This window comes from Paenibacillus sp. DCT19 (genome assembly GCF_003268635.1).
Taxonomy (GTDB): domain Bacteria; phylum Bacillota; class Bacilli; order Paenibacillales; family Paenibacillaceae; genus Paenibacillus.
In genome coordinates, this window is the sequence record NZ_CP029639.1 from 1,241,405 (window position 1) to 1,259,272 (window position 17,868).

Consider the following 17,868-nt stretch of genomic DNA (forward strand, 5'->3'; position numbering starts at 1 on the left):
ATTGAACTAGACATTTACACTTTACGGTGAGGACAGAAAAAACCTGAAAAAGCGGAGCGTTTGCCTGAAAGCTTTCTGAAAGAAAGCTACATCGGAAGCACAAGCTATCCCCGGATTTTCCCCTTTGGAAAAGGGAATTCGAAAAATCTGGGGATAACAGCGATTGGAAGGTTGTTCTGTCATCGGAGTGGACTGTGTAAATATTTGTAGTTCAATTTATATAGGTAGTTTAATTTACACAAAGTCTATTGGTACAATAGTAGAAGTGAGGATTACTGCAGCGAGGAAGGTGTGCAGAATGAACCAAGAGCAAGACGTACCTATGACAGGCAGTTTGTTTCAGGAGCAATTACGAAGCGAGAACTGTGAACCTCGTTTCTACGCCTATTATTACAAGCAGTGGAATAACTACCGGATGAACTATCATGATCATGATTCTACAGAAATTATGTACATTATCTCGGGAATGTGTCGTGTCGATGTGCAGATGCCAGATGGGAGCGAGGAGCAGACTTTGTTGAAAAAAGGTCAGTTCATCCTGATCGATGCCGGTGTCCCGCACCGCTTGTTAGTCGAGGATGGTGCTGCCTGCCGCATGCTGAACGTTGAATTTGGCTTTGCCATCTCCGCATCGTCGGCCTCGGTTCAACCTTCTATTCGCCACTTGGCAATGGAGGAAGAAGAGGTGCAGCAATTCCTTCAGCATGCTTGTGCCTATCTGGTACTGCCTGACCCCGAAGAGGTCTATTACATTATGAAAAGCCTCGTATTAGAGCTGGATCAGCGCGGATTATCAGAGCAAGGCCGAAGCTTCCAGCCGATCGGGGTGATTCCTCAGGAAGAACGGTGGGAGCATCGAGAGGCACGAAATTTAAAAGCCTTGGATCAAGGCATTCTGGTGCGTACCCTATTTATTCAACTGTTGATTCGTGTGGCGCGTCTGCGTGGGGAGATGAGTCGGAGTGCCTCGGATCAGACGGAGCTGTATGTGAAACGAACGGTGGAATTTATGCATCAGAACATGGATCGTAGCATTCAGATGAAGGATATTGCGGCGGCTGTGAATTTACATCCAGGGTATTTGCATCGTATTTTCCGTCAGCACACGCAGCGAACACCAACGGATTATCTGACGATGCTTCGGATGGAGAAGGCTAAGATGCTACTGCAACAGACCGATATTCCTATATCCGAAATATCCGATTATGTCGGGGTAGGGAGCCGGCAATATTTTCATATGTTATTCAAAAAGTATACATCACTTACTCCCGTAGCCTTTCGTTCTTCGAAAGACCGTCATGTCAGTCACTACCCAATACATTCAATGGAAGAATAAAGCGACATGCAGAGCTTGCGGACAATCTTCAAAGGTTAGGATTTTTGACAATCTCAACCTGAAACAAGTCATGATTTTGATAACGCTTCCTTCACCTCCGTTGTTACAATGATTTCACGAAGTACATCCATATGAGATGAGATCATGACCGAAGCACAAATTTCGGATCACGGGGAGGAATTAGCAATGTCTTTTAAAGTGGCATTTATCGGTGCGGGAAGTATTGGGTTTACGCGAGGGCTGTTGCGCGATCTGTTAACTGTTCCAGAGTTCCGCGATATTGAGATCGCGTTCTGTGATATTAATCAGCATAACCTGGATATGGTTACAGAGCTATGTCAACGGGACATTCGTGAGAATGGACTGAATATTACAATCCAGCCAACGACAGATCGCAGAGAAGCGCTCAAGGATGCAAAGTATGTGCTCTGCACCATTCGTGTAGGTGGACTGGAAGCTTTTGCAACCGATGTGGATATCCCGCTTAAATATGGCGTTGACCAATGTGTAGGCGATACGCTCTGTGCGGGTGGCATCATGTATGGGCAACGTGGGATCGCCGAAATGCTGGACATATGTAAGGATATTCGCGAGCACAGTGCACCAGATGTATTGCTCTTGAACTACTCCAACCCGATGGCGATGTTAACTTGGGCATGTAATAAGTATGGCGGCGTGCGTACAATTGGATTGTGTCATGGTGTGCAGCACGGGCATCATCAGATTGCGGAAGCATTTGGACTACAAAAGAGTGAAGTCGATATTATCTGTGCCGGAATTAATCATCAGACTTGGTACATTCAGGCCTCTCATGAGGGACGGGATCTCACGGGTGATCTGCTTGAAGCCTTCGAGAAGCATCCAGAGTTTAGCCGTACGGAGAAAGTGCGAATTGATATGTTACGCCGGTTTGGCTACTATAGCACGGAATCGAATGGTCATCTTAGCGAGTATGTGCCTTGGTATCGCAAGCGTCCTGAAGAGATCACAGACTGGATTGATCTAGGTAACTGGATTAATGGTGAGACTGGCGGATACTTACGTGTATGTACAGAGGGAAGAAACTGGTTTGAGACAGATTTCCCGAACTGGATGAAGGATGAGCCGATGCGGTTTGTTCCAGAAAAGCGTGGGGAGGAACATGGTTCCTATATTATCGAAGGACTTGAGACAGGGCGGGTGTATCGTGGACACTTTAACACCGTGAATAATGGAATTATCTCCAACTTGCCAGATGATGCGATAATCGAAGCTCCGGGGTATGTGGATCGTAATGGAATTTCAATGCCGCATGTAGGTGATCTTCCACTCGGGCCAGCAGCTGTATGTAATGTGAGCATTTCAGTCCAACGGCTTGCCGTTGAGGCGGCTGTCCATGGAGATGACACGTTGCTCCGCCAAGCCTTCATGATGGACCCGCTCGTCGGTGCGGTATGTAATCCGAAGGAAATCTGGCAAATGGTTGATGAAATGCTGGTTGCTCAGGCACAATGGCTGCCGCAGTATGGAGAAGCGATTGCTGCCGCTGAAGCGAGACTGGCTGCGGGTAATCTCATTCCAACGAAGGAATATGAAGGTGCTGCGCGTCTTAAGGTGAAGACGGTGGAAGAAATGCAGCAGGATCGGGATGCGGCGAACAAAAATGCAGGTGAGTCCGACAAAGGGAAAGATCGTGAGAAAGTACAACAATAGTGTAGGCGTCGGATAAGGGATTCAGCCGAAAAAAGTGGAGGCTTACAAAGTTTGTTTCCTTCGGAGACAATGTAGTTGCTCACGTAGGTTTGCCTACTCTCCACTACTTCATTTCAAGTTGCATCCTATCTTCTCGGTACTGAGAACCACCATTTTTTGAATAAACACTTCTAGTTTTAAATAGTGATGTGCTCCAGTTTCCGTGCTGGTGTGTATCACTATTTTTTTATTTTCGATGTTTATTATGATAGACATATTACCTTTACAGACATAGTAATATGTCTTATATTATACCCAGGTTAAGGAAAGTCGGTGAGTCGGTCAGATGCAAGAGCAAACCATTAATAGTGATTTGATTCGAGGAAATATTGATCCCATGATTCTGAGTGTGCTTCTGGCGACAGATCATTATGGGTACGGCATTATTAAGGAAATCTACCGCAAGAGTGGGGAACGGTTCGAATTGAAAGAACCAACGCTCTATTCTAGCTTGAAGCGGTTGGAGTTGAATGGATATGTAGAATCGTACTGGGGAGAACAGACGCAGGGCGGTAGACGCAAATATTATCGAGTCACTTCGGAGGGTCGGATAGCCTATGAGAGACAGCTTCAGGACTGGCAAGCAGCCAAGACGTTAATTGATAGCATGATCATTATATCTAGAGCAGAGGGAGATGAAGGAGAGACATGAATCTCGAAGAACGTATTTCAAGGCATATGGAACGACTGTTTGAACATGCGCAGGATACAACAGCGAACAGAGAGTTGAAGGAGGAGATACATAGCAACCTTACAGCCCGAGTGGAGGATTATATCGATCAGGGAATGAGTGAGAAACAAGCTTTTGAGAAGGCTATTCAGCATATTGCGGGTCTGGATCAGATTATGAGTGATCAACATCAGGTACAACGATTCCCTTATTGGACTGCGGTATTGCAGTCTGCATTGATCTACTGTTTGATCGCGTGGATCATTACTATTCCGATGAGAGTTCTGATGGAGGGTAAGATCGTCAACTTTTGGCTTATGATTGCAAGTGCACTTGTGGGAGGGGCATATCTGTTATATATGTTGGGCAATCGAGAACGTCAACGGAATGCAGAAGCGACGACTGTCATTCGATCAACAACATTAAGGAAGATGACGCGCATCGTCTGGTGGATGTGGGGTGCATTAATCTTGATTATGTGGGGCACGCAGGCTGCATTAAGATTCGGAAGTAACATCTGGTATAGTCGCCCTGTTCAGGTGGAGGGGCCTTATCAATTTGCTGTACTAGTTATTGCTTTTGTGATCCCTTTACTGACGATTATCGTGCCGTTGATTGTGCAGAAGGCAGGACGTTTAGTAAGGGAATTTGAGGTGGGTGAGATCAGAGGATGAGGAAGAATCGTTGGATCATTGTGTTAGTGCTCGTCGGACTCGTAGCTCTTACCGTGGTTGAAGGGATTATTAATCCTAGAATAGAAGCGAAGCAGCAGGCTTATGCTGCCGAGCAGCAGAACCCTTTAACCCACGATTTTACCGCCTTACAGAAATATCGGAGTGCATACATGGGAGACTTCTCTAATCTGAGCCATCTGAATCAGGGTTTACCTTTGGCTGAATATTTGAATGGTTATCAGCTATATCCCGATACATTTACGGCGGAAGTGAAGTACAGTTTACGTTCGGATGAGTTGCAGGAGGAAGAACTGAAGCGGATGCTTGTGTACAATGCAACTGCCAATTTTGTACTGATTGATAATTTGGAGCACATCGTGTACCAGTTGGAGGATACGCGGTATTCTTTAAGTCGAGAGGCTACAAAACAATGGGCTGGACTTGAATTAGATGCGCTTCAGATCACAGATGAGTGGGATTCACATGTACGTAATCAGCTCGTGTCAACTGAGCAAGTGAAGGTTGCTTTTTCACAAATTATTGACAATTAAGCGGTATGAATTGAACGGAAATGGACAACATGCTCGACTCTTCTCCCATGCTATGTTATTATAAGTCTCTGATAACGTGGTAACGAACTAAAGCGTTTGGCTTGGTTTATAGACATGGAGGGGTAAGAGAGATGAGAAAAAAAGCGATTTTACTATTATTCATCAGTATATGTATGATTATTGTGGCTGGATGCTCCAGTTCCGGAAGCAAGGACGATAACACCATTATTGTGGGAATTGATGATAAGTTTGCACCGATGGGGTTCCGGGATGAACAGAATGAAATTGTTGGCTTCGATATTGATTATGCGCGGGCAGCAGCGGAGAAAATGGGTAAAGAGGTTACTTTCCAGCCGATTGACTGGTCTTCCAAAGAGTTGGAGCTGAACAGTGGTCGGATCGATATGATCTGGAACGGATACACGATTACGGATGAGCGTAAAGAGAAAGTGCTGTTTACGAAGCCGTATCTTGAAAATAGTCAGGTTGTCATTACGCTTGCAGATTCACCTATTACCAAGCTAAATGAACTGGACGGTAAAAACGTAGGTTTGCAGGCATTGTCTTCTGCGGCAGATGCACTGGCGGCAAGTCCACTGAACGACAAAGTAAAAGCTTCCGAGTTCAAAGATAACGTACTGGCTCTGACAGATCTGAAAACGACTCGTCTTGACGCGGTCATTATCGATGAGGTTGTTGCTAGGTACTACATGGCGAAGGAAGAGGGAACTTATAAACTACTGGATGAGTCCCTTGCTCCAGAGCAATATGGTATTGGTATCAAAAAAGGAAATGAGGCCTTGCTGAACGATCTGCAAAAAGCGCTTGATGAGCTGAATGCGGATGGCACAGCAGCTGAAATCTCAACCAAATGGTTGGGTGAAGATAAGGTTTTGAAATAGACAGGCGATTGCCTGACATACCGATGTGAATGGAGCTGGCTTGTCCAGAATGTTCGCTACCATAATGACCCGTATTCCACGATGGAGCCTATGAAGCTGCCGAGGAGTGCGGGGTTAACAGATTAGAGGAGACATATTCATGAGTTGGGATTATATATTAACGGTGATGAAGCCTATGCTTGAAGGGGCTCAGACGACGATTTTGATGTTTTTATTGGCAATTGCTCTATCTGTACCGCTTGGTTTTGGTATCACTTTACTGATGCGTAGCCGGTTTAAACCACTTGCTTGGATTGCACATACTTACGTCTATGTGATGCGTGGAACACCACTATTGCTGCAAATTTTGTTCTTCTGCTTCGGTCTTCCGCTGTTGCCAGTTATCGGAGAATATCTAGTGTTTGATCGTCTCGTTGCAGCGGCGATGGCATTTGTGCTGAATTATGCAGCATACTTTGCAGAGATCTTCCGAGGTGGCTTGCTCTCCATTGACAAGGGACAACATGAGGCGGCTAAGGTACTTGGACTATCCAAGAGACAGACGATGGTGAAGGTTATTATTCCACAGATGATCCGCGTGGTGTTACCTGCAACAGCGAACGAGTCAATTACGTTGATCAAGGATACGGCGTTGTTATATGCTGTAGCTGTGCGTGAACTGCTGTATTATTCCCAAGCTGCAGTGAACAGGGATGGTCAGTTGACTCCGTTTGTTATTGCTGCAGTGATGTATCTGCTTATGACGCTTGTGCTTACCTTGCTATTTAAGGCATTGGAGAAGCGTTTCTCGTTCGAGTAATAGCTGAACTAGACGGATATTTACACCTGTTACTTCAATAACAGATCAATCTTCTGACATGGTGTCGGAATGAATTTTCAAATTATTTAATCAAAGGACTGTGTATGGATGACACATATAATAGAAGTAACTCAGTTAAAAAAATCATTTGGTGCACTGGATGTGCTCAAACAGGTGTCGTTTAACGTTGCACCAGGCGAAGTCATCGCTGTCATTGGCCCGTCTGGTTCGGGTAAAAGTACGATGCTGCGCAGCCTTATTCATCTCGAAGAGATTACGGGAGGCACAGTTCGCATTCAGGGGCAGAAGCTGGCGGAGAACGGAAGTTATGCAAATGCAGCGGAGATCCGGAAGATCACTGACCGGATGGGTATGGTATTCCAGCATTTTAACCTGTTCCCCCATCTGACTGTGCGAGCGAACCTGGAACTGGCTCCGAAGACGTTGAAAAAAGAAAGCGCAGCAGTTATTCGGCAGCGTAGCCTGGAATTGCTCGGCAAAGTAGGACTGTCTGACAAGGCGGATGCTTATCCAGCGAATCTGTCTGGAGGGCAGAAGCAGCGGGTGGCGATTGCTCGTGCCTTGATGATGCAGCCGGATATTCTGCTCTTCGATGAGCCGACATCCGCACTTGATCCAGAGCTAACAGGTGAGGTGCTCCGTGTAATTAAGCAGTTAGCACAGGAGAACATAACCATGATGATCGTGACCCATGAGATGAGCTTCGCCCGTGAGGTAGCGGATCGCGTGTTCTTCATGGACAACGGAGAAATTGCCGAGGCCGGCCCACCAGAACAGATCTTTGGCGCGCCGAAACTGGAGCGTACACGGACGTTTTTACAACGAGTAGAGGTGGAAGGGTAATTAAAAATATGAACACGTAATGAGGTATTTCAAGATACTGTCGTTACGTGTTTTTTTGTTGCTTTACACCGTGTGAAATGCATGGATTTAAATTGCAATGATATGGAGGAGGTAAATTAAACCAGTTGTCGAATGAAGTAGTATTACATCTAGGGAGAGATTAGGTATGCGATATGATTCAGATGTGTTGATTATTGATGAAGTATTTGATTTGGATCCTGAAGAGTTCCAGAGTGTAATCCGTTCAATTAAATATTCTATGAGAGTAGGAGATACTTTTTTTATCATGACTCCATATACTCATGAAACCTACTATGTAGAGGCGATCGAAGAATATGACGACCATTGGATTATTATTTACAATGGAGGAAGACGAGTACCTGAAAAGAACGTATTTCCTCTATTCTCAGTTGGTTCTTTAATTAGTATGTTGTCGTACGACCACGATTTTGATCTTCGAACTGCTGGACGTAAATGGATTGTAATATTCGATCATTGCCATGAGTACGCATCAGATGAGGATGAGCTTCTTGTTTCGTTCTTATGGTATGTACTTAAAGATTTATGTGTACGAGGTTTTATCAGCCGCGAAGAATGAAGTTAAAATCGCTAATTGCGAGACATATGAAAAAAGCCTCTTCAGCCTATTTGGTAATTAGAGGCCTTTCTATGTTTTCTCACTTAAGAAATATATCCGTCAAACAGCCATTCTCCTTCAGACGAACGGACAAAAGAAAACTCATATGCGGCATGTCCTTCTGAACCCTCTGAATAATTGTAATGGGCTACGAAGAGCATAAAATGACCTGAATCCGTCTGATCGTAACCTCTGAATTCTAACTCATCCCACGCTAATCCGCTAATGAAGTTGACCTCATAAGAATGACTTTCCTTTGCAATGATGAATTGCTTGTTATCCTGAGATATTTCCACGTTTGGTGAAGAAATGGACTTCATGTATGCAGTATCCCCTGACTCCATGGCAGCAATGAGCTTGAATGTCATATTCAACGTTTCTCTTAGATTATTTCTAATCTCCTCACTATTTACATCTACCTGAAGTTGATTGATCTGTTCCTGAAGTTGTTGGTTTTTCTCTTCAAGTTCCTTGATCGTTTGCGCCTGATCCTGGTTCTGCTCCGCTTGCTGCAACGTATCGACAGGTGCTTCAGATGAGGTACAACCCGCCATCAAACCAATTATGGATATCAATATAAGAGCAATTTTGTACATCATATACCTCCCATTCCTTAAGTTAGAATAACATATTTTTACTATTGATACAGGCTTGATTTATTGAAAAGCGGGAGAGTTTACACTAAAGAAATTCATCTATTATGCGTCGTCACTAAACGTCAATGTCGGTACGTAGTTACGTCAATTAATCTATTCCATACAGGACTTTAGATGTGTTTGTAGTCTAATACTTCATTTAACTGCCATTTAGACCGATATACACCTAGGATAAACAGTAGTTGGAATTTAAAGAAAGGATTATAAAATATGCAAACCTTAGATAAGAGAAAGATCATACGAGGAACCGTAATATCATTCCTATTGGTAACCATAGTGTTTGGTGCCTTTCTTGTAATTGGGCTCATTAACAACAAGAAACTTGCAGAAGGATTCATCAACTTGAAGGATCTAGAACCAGAAACAATATCTGCTGGAGATTACGTTGAGATCGAGTTTGAACGAATCCATCCTGTGTTTGCAGAGTTCTACATGCAAAGAGAGGGAGATAAATCCCAAATGAACAAGCATTATTTTTATCTGTACCCGTACAAAGGAAAAGGGCTTGTGGTTAAAGTGTTGTGGCCTGATACGAAAAGATATGATTCATTGGCACAGACATCGAATAATGGTGAAAACGCAATAAACTTTCCAATTGTGAGCAATGGCAAGATCGAAAGTATGGATCCTGAATTGGTCAAATATGCTAACGAATACATGGAGGAATACGCTAGCAAGTCTGTTGGGACGGCTAATATGGAGAAAGAGATTTGGCCTTACATGGTGAATCTGAACATTCCATCAGGGCTCACTGAGGATCAGTCAGAGCAGATGTATACGATGTTTGCTGGAATCTATCTAGGAATTTTGGCGCTAATTGGCCTGATTATGATTGGAAGATTGTCACAGCTGAAGCACCAACAACGCAAGCTTTAATCAAGATTTATACATATTGTTGATTTTAGAATCGTAAAATAAATACATCTAATGCTCGAAAGCCTATAAGGTTTTAAACTTAGAATTATTTAGTGCAAAGTAATCATTCACTGATATTAACTTTCTTACATAAAAACACATATTGGATTTTCGCATAATCCAGTATAATGATAATACTTCATGAATAGGGAGGATTTACCTTTGGATTACCGACAGAATGATGTGGATCAGAATTATAATCAGAATCAGAATCAACACCCGAACTATAATGATCCACTACCACCGTTTCCGCCTTATCCACCATATATGGCACCGAAGACGAACGGCAAATCAATCGCAGCACTTGTGTTGGGGATATTGTCGATTATGCTTCCATATATCGGATTTATCATCGGAATCGTAGCTATTATTTTTGCAGCACTCTCGCTTAAAGAAATCAAGGTTCGCATGGAACAGGGGAAAGGGTTAGCGATTGCTGGCCTGGTTTGTGGAATTGTAGGCACACTGATTTATGCACTGATCATTTTGTTTATTATCGTAGCAGTTGTCCTCTATGGGGATGCGTACTCATCTACGTATTCACTCACGTATCTGTTCTAAGCAGATATTTCAGGCTACGTGCATACCACCTGAAGTCGGAGCATGTAGTGTGATTTTATAGGGTTAATCATTAGACGGTCTGTAAGGTATGTAGTTACCTGAGGATCGTCTTTTCTGTTATGCATTTTGGTAGCCGCAAAAATAAAGAAGATACATAGCGCATAATCAACACCGCATCGTCCCAACAAAAAAAGCAAGGCAGATATCTGGCAACCACCTTCGCTCATAAGTCGAAGAGAATGCATCAATGATATCCGCCTTGCTAGTTATCTTTTCATTTTATATATGAAGTGCTGCTTCACCTTGAACGACTTCGCTTTTCTCAGCACGATGCACCATGAAGTAGGTGAATGAACCTGCCAATCCTACAATGGCAAAGATCAACAGAAGACCGATCTGATCCCATGCGACATCGAATTGGCCACTTGAAATTACCGCTTTATATCCAGTCACACTGTAGGTCATCGGCAACCATGGGTTGAATACTCTTAGCCAGTTCGGGATAAGTTCCAGTGGGAACGTACCTGCACTTGTCGTCAATTGGAAGATCAGCATTAGAATAGCCAGGAAGCGTCCTGGATTCTCAAGCCATGTCACGAGAGCCTGGATAATGTACATGAAGCTGAGGCTGGTGACGAAGCTGAATAAGAGAAACAGTGGAACGCTTTTCACCTCAAGCCCCAGTCCTGACAGAACGAGCCACGAGGCGAGCAAAGATTGAATAGCGCTCATTAACGTAAAAGCTAACGTTCGACTCACAAAACGATTCCAACCACTCGCATCTGTGACTGAGCTATTGCGCGTAGGTACAACTAATGTTGCAATCAAAGCTCCCACGAATAAACCTAAGGAAAGGAAATAAGGGGAGAACCCTGTTCCATAGTTAGGTACCTCGTTATGCTTCTGTTCTTCGACTTGAACAGGTTCAGCATACATGGATACAAGTTCATCCGTCTTTTGTACACTGGACGTCTCTTCCGCAGCATCAAGCAGTTTGCTCGCAAGTTCTCCTGATCCATCGGTTAACTGCGTTGTACCATCCTGCAATTGGGCTGCGCCTGCATCCAGCTGTCTGGAGCCGTCTGCGATCGTAGTGATGCCGCCTGAAAATTCATTCATGCCAGCCACTAATTTGTCTGAACCAGTATTCAGTTGATCTGCGCCTACGGCAAGTTTGGCTCCGCCCGCAGCGGCTTCAGATAATTTGGCATTGAACTGTTGTAAGCCTCCAGCTAATTGCTCCTGTCCAGCAGAGAGCTGGGAAGCACCTTGAAGCAATTGTTGTTCACCTTGTACAAGCTGTGTGCTGCCTTGATGTAATTGCTGTTGAGCTGCTTGTAGGTTCTGGCTACCCGTGACCAATTGTTGTCCACCTTGAACTAATTGTTCACTACCCGCAGCAACCGCCTGACTTGCAACAAGCAATTGCTGTACGGCCGGATTACTGGCGAGCTCTGGGCTTGCCGCTGTTAACTGAGCTAATCCTTGTGCAACAGCTTGAGCTCCTTCGCTTACTTTGCTGCTACCATCAACAGAAGCCTGAATACCTGCGGTTAACTTCGCACTGCCTTCTTCGGATGCAGCGAGACCAGCCTCCAGTTTAGTAGCACCATCATGAGCAGATTGGATACCTGCTTGTAGTTGCTGACCTCCAGCTTGAGCTTGTGTGGCTCCGTTCTCCAGCTTCTGACCAGCAGCGGCCAGTTGGGAGAGTCCACTGGATAGAGAGTTTGCGCCTTGATGAAGTGTGCCGATACCATCTGCGAGTGTACCTGTACCGTCTTGCAGGGTTGCTGCGCCAGCTTGCAGTTGATCTGTGCCGTCCACGAGTTTGGACAGGTTTTGTTTTAATTTGCCAGCTCCATCATTCAGCTTCGCTGAGCCCTCATTGAGCTTGCTCGCACCATCGCCTGCGTCAGATAGACCACTGGATATCGTTGCTACCTGATCTAGCAGTGTTTCGGTGTAGGATTCAGTGACCTTAGCAGATACCTTTGCCTTAATCTGTTTGACTGCGGTACCGCCTATCTGCCCTGCCAAGAAGTTGTAACCTTCATTAGGCTCGTATATAAGCTCTGCTGGTGTAGGATGGTCATCCATTAGCGTTGTTGCTTTTGCGGAAAAGTCCTCGGGAATCACAATCGTCATATAATACGTATTGTCATTCATGCCTTGATCCGCTTGCTCACGACTTACAAACTCCCAGCGGAAATCATCACTTTTTCTCAATTCATCGACGAGATTATTGCCGACTTCTAAGGTTTGGTCATTAAATGTAGCACCTTGGTCGTTATTGACCACAGCTACAGGAAGCTCATTCATTTTGCCATAAGGATCCCAGAATGCATTGAGGAACATGCCGCTGTACAGCACCGGAATAAACAGCACCACGAGGATTGGAATGAATACTTTGGGTTTCTTGAAGGATGATTTTATATCTTGGAAAAATACTTGTATGGATCTCATTATGCGCTCTCTCCCCATTATCACACTATCGTTATTATTTCTATATTGTTCTGTATGGCGTGGAGCCAGTCTCTAGGTTGGGGATAGTCCGCTTTGGAGAAACTGACTCACAAATGACTGTATCTGAGCCTTGTGTAAGGCTGGATTCGTTTTGTTCCAATCGGAGGTTAAGGTGACATACAATTTCAGGAGCACAAAAGAGACGATTTTGGGATTGTCTTGGCGAATCTGTTTCAGCTCCATAGCTCTCGTAACCTGACGCTCCATATATTCAAGAATGGCTGACTCTACCTTTTGTAAACCCTCCTTCGCTTGTGGTGTGCCGAACTCATTGACCTCTTGAAACAACTTGATTAACAATTCATGCTTCTGCCTGTACTCCAGTAGGGCATCCATGCTCTGGTGCACATTGTCGAGAAAAGATTGATCGTCTTGCACGGTCTCTTCCGTGATGTGTTTCATGTCTCTTATGATGGAGCGTAGAATCTCCCTGAACAGTTCTTCTTTGTTATCGAAAAAGGTGTAGATCGTGCCTTTGCCTACATTCGCAATGCGGGCGACTTGTTCCATCGTTGTGGCCTTGTAACCAAATAAGGCAAACGATCGTTCTGCCGAATTCATAATTTGCTGCCTTCGATCCATAGCAGCCATAGGTTATGCATCTCCTTTATGATGTGGGATGGTGATTATAGTAGTGAATCCTGTTCAATATGACTGATTTACTATTTTGGTCAATTGGTCGTTAACAAATGTATCACCTTCCTGGGGAGGAGAAAGTGATCTATATCATATTTTTAATAAATGTTTTGAGTTATGGAAGTGACGTGTTTGGAAAAAAGAGCTGAAATCTTGCTTATCTTAGATTTTGATTATATGGATTATTTTGTATGGTAAAATAGCTATAATCTATAAATAGTGAACAGAGCGAGATTGAGATCAATCATTTCATATATGAGGGTGAATAGAGTGAGAAAAGTAGCTAGTATTCTAGTGTTGTTGTGCCTTGCTACCGGAATGGCGGCGTGCAATGACTTGAACAGAGAGGCCAGCTCGTCAGAAGATCAAAGTAAGGAGAATGTAGAAATAGAAACAGTAGCCGCACATCAGGAGACTGAGTCGGAGGACAGTGAGACCAATTTTGAACAAGGTGTATTTATTGATTGGGAGCAGGAGCATGATCCTCTTCTTAATGATGAGATCCAAGAGGTATTGAAAGAAGCTCTAGACGCTAACGTGAGATCGGATCAGGCTGCCTTTCGGAGTTTGTTCTTAGATCCAGAAGCAGCTGATCGGCATTGGGGACAATTCGGAGGCAACGTAAGATATACGGAGATTGGGCAAGTTTCTGAGGACACAACGAAGAACCACATTCTTGTAGGTGTGCTCGGTGAAATAATGAGGGATACCAACGATATAGAGGAATATGGGATTACGTATTATTTTGCAGAAGACGAAGGTGGAAAGTGGGGCTTGGTAGCCGTTGATTGATTGTAGATTAATGCAGGGTGACGGGGTGAAAGGTATTAAAACAAACACAACACCTTCGAAGGAATTAACGCGCTACATTAGGGAATTTGAAAAAAAGGTAATATGAGTTATTTTCTCTTGTTCAAGTTTCTATTACATATTATGATGGAGTAGGTCTTTTGGATTAGAGTGTAATATGAGGTAGGTATTTAGTCTTTTGTTGAAAGGAAGGTATGAGTAGATTTAGATTTGTTTGAGTGAGAGAGTGTGTGCTCAATAAGCATGATAGATTAGATAAAACGAATTATATAGTTAGATTGCATACCTAGAATGAACATAAATACATAGAGGTGGTTACAACCATGAGATTTAGGAAGTTTATTTATATTGTCCTATCCTTTCAGCTTATCTTGGGCAATCTGTTATTTTTGGGGGAAGATGCATCGCGAGCCTATGCAACATCTGAATCTGTTGAAACAACTGAGACTACTTCTACACCAACGGCTACTGAAAGTGACGAAACGACGAAGTCATATTTGCCGAAACCTAATGTAACGGTAACCACAACGGATGACTCCATAACGGTAACATGGGATGAGATTCCTGGAGCCACCAAATATGCTGTAACTGTCGGTAGAGATGCTGTACTGGATAAAAATATAAGAACATATACAATAACAAGGGCAGTACCAGATAGAACATATAGGATCACGGTTCTTGGCTATGATGGTGAAAAGTATGGAGAAGAATCGCTATTATTTGTTAGATTGAAGGGACCTGCGCCGGTTTACGATGATGCGGGTAGAATTGATTTTACAGGGAAACTTTCAGGTGAGTTAGATCAAGTTATAAAAGATGGGTTCACTTATGTAAACTGGGGTCTTGTTGATGCTAGTAGTATTGGTTTGTTCTACAAACTAAATGGAATTGACCAGGCAGAAGTATACGTCAATGATATGAAGAATACAGAATTGACAAGTAAATTGAGTTCAAGTGCTCGCATTAGTGGTCTGAAACCAGGAGAGAAAAATGTGATCAGATTAAATTGGATAAGTATTGAAAATCCTACTCAAACGGATTCATTAGAGTTTATTATCACTCCTCCGGCTCTCAATGCATATATGTTAGGTGAGTCCAAGGCGGCGTTTGGATCAGTCGTTGATCTTAAGCAATACGGTAAATGGTACCTCGTGGATAATCAAACCTTAATCTCTCAAAATACAGTTCCAAAATATATCGATATACAAGGTGAGGCTGCTGGATGGAGAGTAGACATGTCCTCCAAGTTCGCAGATAGCGTGGGCTATGAATTAAATCAAATAAAAGAAGATAAGCAGTCTCCATTTGAGAGGCAATGGTGGATAGTAAATGCATTCGATAATGGTGAGTATGTTCAAGGTTATTCGTCATCTGTAGGACTTGTTACGAAGGAAGACCTAGAAAAGTATACAGGAATTGTTTTGAGTGACTCTAGTCATCCGAATCGGATGGTTACCAGCCTTGCTTTTTCCAATCCTAATACGTATGGTGATTCATATGGAAAATCGGGGAATACAGGTCCAGTTTTTACGGAGGATGCATCCGAGGCAGATACGTTTTTGAATAGCCACATTAAGTCTGCCGCTGCAGGAACCTTACAAAACTTCAAATTCAAAGCGACGGTAAAAAATAATGTGGAATTTAAAGGACAGGGCACCCCTGAAGATCCTTACGTTATTCCGACACTAGCTGATGGGGAACCTGTAATCACGAAACTAGATAGTCCTAGATACTCCCAGTCGAGTGCTGTGGGTAATAATGCGATCCGGTTGCAGTGGCATGCAGTGGAAGGTGCTGAACAATATATTCTCAAGCGTGGCTCTGAAATTCTATATGAGGGCCCGCTTTTAGAATATGTGCATGAAGGCGTGAATTTTAATTCAATCACCAAGTATACATTAGTAGCTCGCAAAGGCGAAATTTACAGTGAAGAATCGAAATTTACAATCGGAATTAGAAATTATATTCCATATCCACCGGATTTCCGAGCTGAAGCACTGGATTCCAGCAAAGTTAGACTGACGTGGAGTAAGGCAGACTATGCAGCTGAGTATGTGATTACCCGTAATGATCTGCCTTTGGCGGTGACCAAGTCAACCTCATACGAGGATGGGAATGTGACACCTGACACAACTTACATTTATAAAGTGATTGGCCGGGACGGAGACAACGAAGGGCCGCCTGCAGTTAAAAGTGTGAAGATTCCTAAGGTGACTGAGGACGTGGCACCGAAAGGTCAGATTAACATCAGAGTCAATCGAGTGTACGATAATAGAGTGGACCTGCAATGGAATCTGGTAGAGGGGGCAACCCAGTATGAGATCTACCAGGATCAAGTGAACAAAGTATGGTCAGGTCATTCTAATACGATGATTGCGTACACGCTCCAGCCAGGCAGAACATATACATATCGGGTTGTAGCGAGCAACAAATATGGAAAAATTGAATCGAGCACAATTGAAGTACAGACGGCAGGCATACCTCAATCGATGAATGTCGCGCCGATGAATGCGTCAAACGCAACAATTGCTTTTGAGTATCAACCTATTGAAGGAGCCGTTCATTACGTTGAACGTAATCCACAGACCAAATACACCCCTCTAGGAAACGGTCTTTATCGTAAGACTTATGTCAATACGGCTACTGGAGAAACCCGTGATGAGGGAATCGTGGCTACTGTGAATGGTAAGCTGCAATTTAGCGAAGTTGGCGTCGAGAGAAGTAAATACTATGAGTATAATATCATTGCTGTGCGCGTCAGACCTGATGGATCAGAGGAGGTTATTGGCAAACAGACAGTTGCTGTAACAACTCCTGCAGATGGCACTGGCGCTACCGTCTATGGATATAATTATCCTGTTCTTCCGTACCCCTATGTTAATTATAACCCGACCCCAAGTGTAACTACTGGCAAGAACGACAGTGTTACCATTAATACAGAGGTCATACCTTCCAATGAAGGCAACAAAGGGTTGGTTAATGTTGTATTTACGGATATAGATCGGAGTTATGCCAAGGATGCGATTAATTCCTTAGCGCAAAAAGGGATTGTAAGAGGCTATTTCGATGGTACATTTGGTGGACAGCAAAAGGTGACAAGAGCCGAATTTGCAATCTTTTTGCAAAGAGCTTTTGGATATAACTCCGTGATTCCTTATGTTAATGAGTTTACTGACGTGCATTCAGATGCTTGGTATTATTCGGAGATTGCACCAGCATTACAGCAAGGAATTCTTCAAGGCTTCCAAGATAGGACACTTAAACCCAATGCCTATATCACAAGAGAACAAGCAGCGAGTATGATTGCCAATGTGATGAAAAAGGAGGGCTATGTCCTATCATCCTTCACGCCATATGAAGATCAAAAGTCGATCTCCGAATGGGCAAGAAGCAGCATTGGTCTTGTGGCTCAGGAGTCGGTGATGAAAGGATATCCGGATCAACGGTTCTTGCCCAAAAATGAATTAACACGCCAAGAGTCAGCCATGATGATCTATAACCTGATGAAGCGTAACAATGATCTGTAATATGTAACTGTATAAATCAATAGCTATCAGCATCAAGAACTGTGTAACATGTAGCCTTGCCTACAATAACACC

Annotated in this window: 16 protein-coding genes; 13 read left to right on the top strand and 3 right to left on the bottom strand. The window is 43.6% G+C overall.

The features are described from left to right. Nucleotides 1-322: 322 nt before the first annotated feature. The 9 genes from DMB88_RS05450 (at nt 323) to DMB88_RS05490 (ending at nt 8,125) form a co-directional block, all read left to right on the top strand. Entirely contained in the window at nt 323-1,336 is a 1,014-nt protein-coding gene (locus DMB88_RS05450; protein ID WP_128104325.1) for an AraC family transcriptional regulator, read from the top strand. Nucleotides 1,337-1,522: 186 nt separating this feature from the next. Next, on the top strand, nt 1,523-3,028 hold the full coding sequence (locus DMB88_RS05455) for an alpha-glucosidase/alpha-galactosidase (RefSeq protein ID WP_128100533.1): 1,506 nt from the start codon (nt 1,523-1,525) through the stop codon (nt 3,026-3,028). A gap of 325 nt (nt 3,029-3,353) precedes the next feature. Then, nucleotides 3,354-3,719 (top strand): PadR family transcriptional regulator, encoded by a 366-nt coding sequence (locus DMB88_RS05460; protein WP_128100534.1) that lies wholly within the window; start codon nt 3,354-3,356, stop codon nt 3,717-3,719. Further along, nucleotides 3,716-4,411, top strand: a complete 696-nt coding sequence (locus DMB88_RS05465; protein ID WP_128100535.1) for a permease prefix domain 1-containing protein — start codon at nt 3,716-3,718, stop codon at nt 4,409-4,411. The genes DMB88_RS05460 and DMB88_RS05465 overlap by 4 nt, the downstream gene beginning before the upstream one ends. After that, nucleotides 4,408-4,962 (top strand): DUF4825 domain-containing protein, encoded by a 555-nt coding sequence (locus tag DMB88_RS05470; protein WP_128100536.1) that lies wholly within the window; start codon nt 4,408-4,410, stop codon nt 4,960-4,962. The genes DMB88_RS05465 and DMB88_RS05470 overlap by 4 nt, the downstream gene beginning before the upstream one ends. A gap of 131 nt (nt 4,963-5,093) precedes the next feature. Next, nucleotides 5,094-5,864: an amino acid ABC transporter substrate-binding protein gene (locus tag DMB88_RS05475; RefSeq protein ID WP_128100537.1), complete on the top strand. Its 771-nt coding sequence runs from the start codon at nt 5,094-5,096 to the stop codon at nt 5,862-5,864. Between the two features lie 139 nt (nt 5,865-6,003). Then, complete coding sequence (locus tag DMB88_RS05480) at nt 6,004-6,663, top strand: amino acid ABC transporter permease (protein WP_128100538.1); 660 nt, start codon at nt 6,004-6,006, stop codon at nt 6,661-6,663. 108 nt (nt 6,664-6,771) lie between these two features. Then, the gene (locus tag DMB88_RS05485) at nt 6,772-7,527 is read left to right on the top strand and encodes an amino acid ABC transporter ATP-binding protein (protein ID WP_128100539.1); all 756 of its coding nucleotides are present in this window, start codon (nt 6,772-6,774) and stop codon (nt 7,525-7,527) included. Nucleotides 7,528-7,693: 166 nt separating this feature from the next. Then, nucleotides 7,694-8,125, top strand: a complete 432-nt coding sequence (locus DMB88_RS05490; RefSeq protein ID WP_128100540.1) for a P-loop NTPase family protein — start codon at nt 7,694-7,696, stop codon at nt 8,123-8,125. A gap of 83 nt (nt 8,126-8,208) precedes the next feature. On the opposite strand, the gene DMB88_RS05495 is transcribed toward DMB88_RS05490, so the two are convergent. Further along, on the bottom strand, nt 8,209-8,763 hold the full coding sequence (locus DMB88_RS05495) for a hypothetical protein (RefSeq protein ID WP_128100541.1): 555 nt from the start codon (nt 8,761-8,763) through the stop codon (nt 8,209-8,211). Nucleotides 8,764-9,030: 267 nt separating this feature from the next. On the opposite strand from DMB88_RS05495, the gene DMB88_RS05500 reads away from it, so the two are divergent. Next, complete coding sequence (locus tag DMB88_RS05500; protein ID WP_353056301.1) at nt 9,031-9,696, top strand: DUF6709 family protein; 666 nt, start codon at nt 9,031-9,033, stop codon at nt 9,694-9,696. A gap of 306 nt (nt 9,697-10,002) precedes the next feature. Next, entirely contained in the window at nt 10,003-10,296 is a 294-nt protein-coding gene (locus DMB88_RS05505; protein ID WP_128104326.1) for a DUF4190 domain-containing protein, read from the top strand. Nucleotides 10,297-10,575: 279 nt separating this feature from the next. Here the strand turns inward: DMB88_RS05505 and DMB88_RS05510 are convergent, their stop codons facing one another. Together DMB88_RS05510 and DMB88_RS05515 are read right to left on the bottom strand one after the other, a co-directional pair. Continuing rightward, nucleotides 10,576-12,762, bottom strand: a complete 2,187-nt coding sequence (locus DMB88_RS05510) for a YhgE/Pip domain-containing protein (protein WP_128100543.1) — start codon at nt 12,760-12,762, stop codon at nt 10,576-10,578. Between the two features lie 72 nt (nt 12,763-12,834). Then, on the bottom strand, nt 12,835-13,413 hold the full coding sequence (locus DMB88_RS05515) for a TetR/AcrR family transcriptional regulator (protein WP_128100544.1): 579 nt from the start codon (nt 13,411-13,413) through the stop codon (nt 12,835-12,837). Between the two features lie 315 nt (nt 13,414-13,728). On the opposite strand from DMB88_RS05515, the gene DMB88_RS05520 reads away from it, so the two are divergent. Together DMB88_RS05520 and DMB88_RS05525 are read left to right on the top strand one after the other, a co-directional pair. Further along, a complete protein-coding gene (locus DMB88_RS05520) occupies nt 13,729-14,250 on the top strand; it encodes a hypothetical protein (RefSeq protein WP_128100545.1) in 522 nt (173 codons plus the stop codon). A gap of 341 nt (nt 14,251-14,591) precedes the next feature. Then, a complete protein-coding gene (locus DMB88_RS05525) occupies nt 14,592-17,795 on the top strand; it encodes an S-layer homology domain-containing protein (protein ID WP_128100546.1) in 3,204 nt (1,067 codons plus the stop codon). The last annotated feature ends 73 nt before the right edge of the window (nt 17,796-17,868 follow it).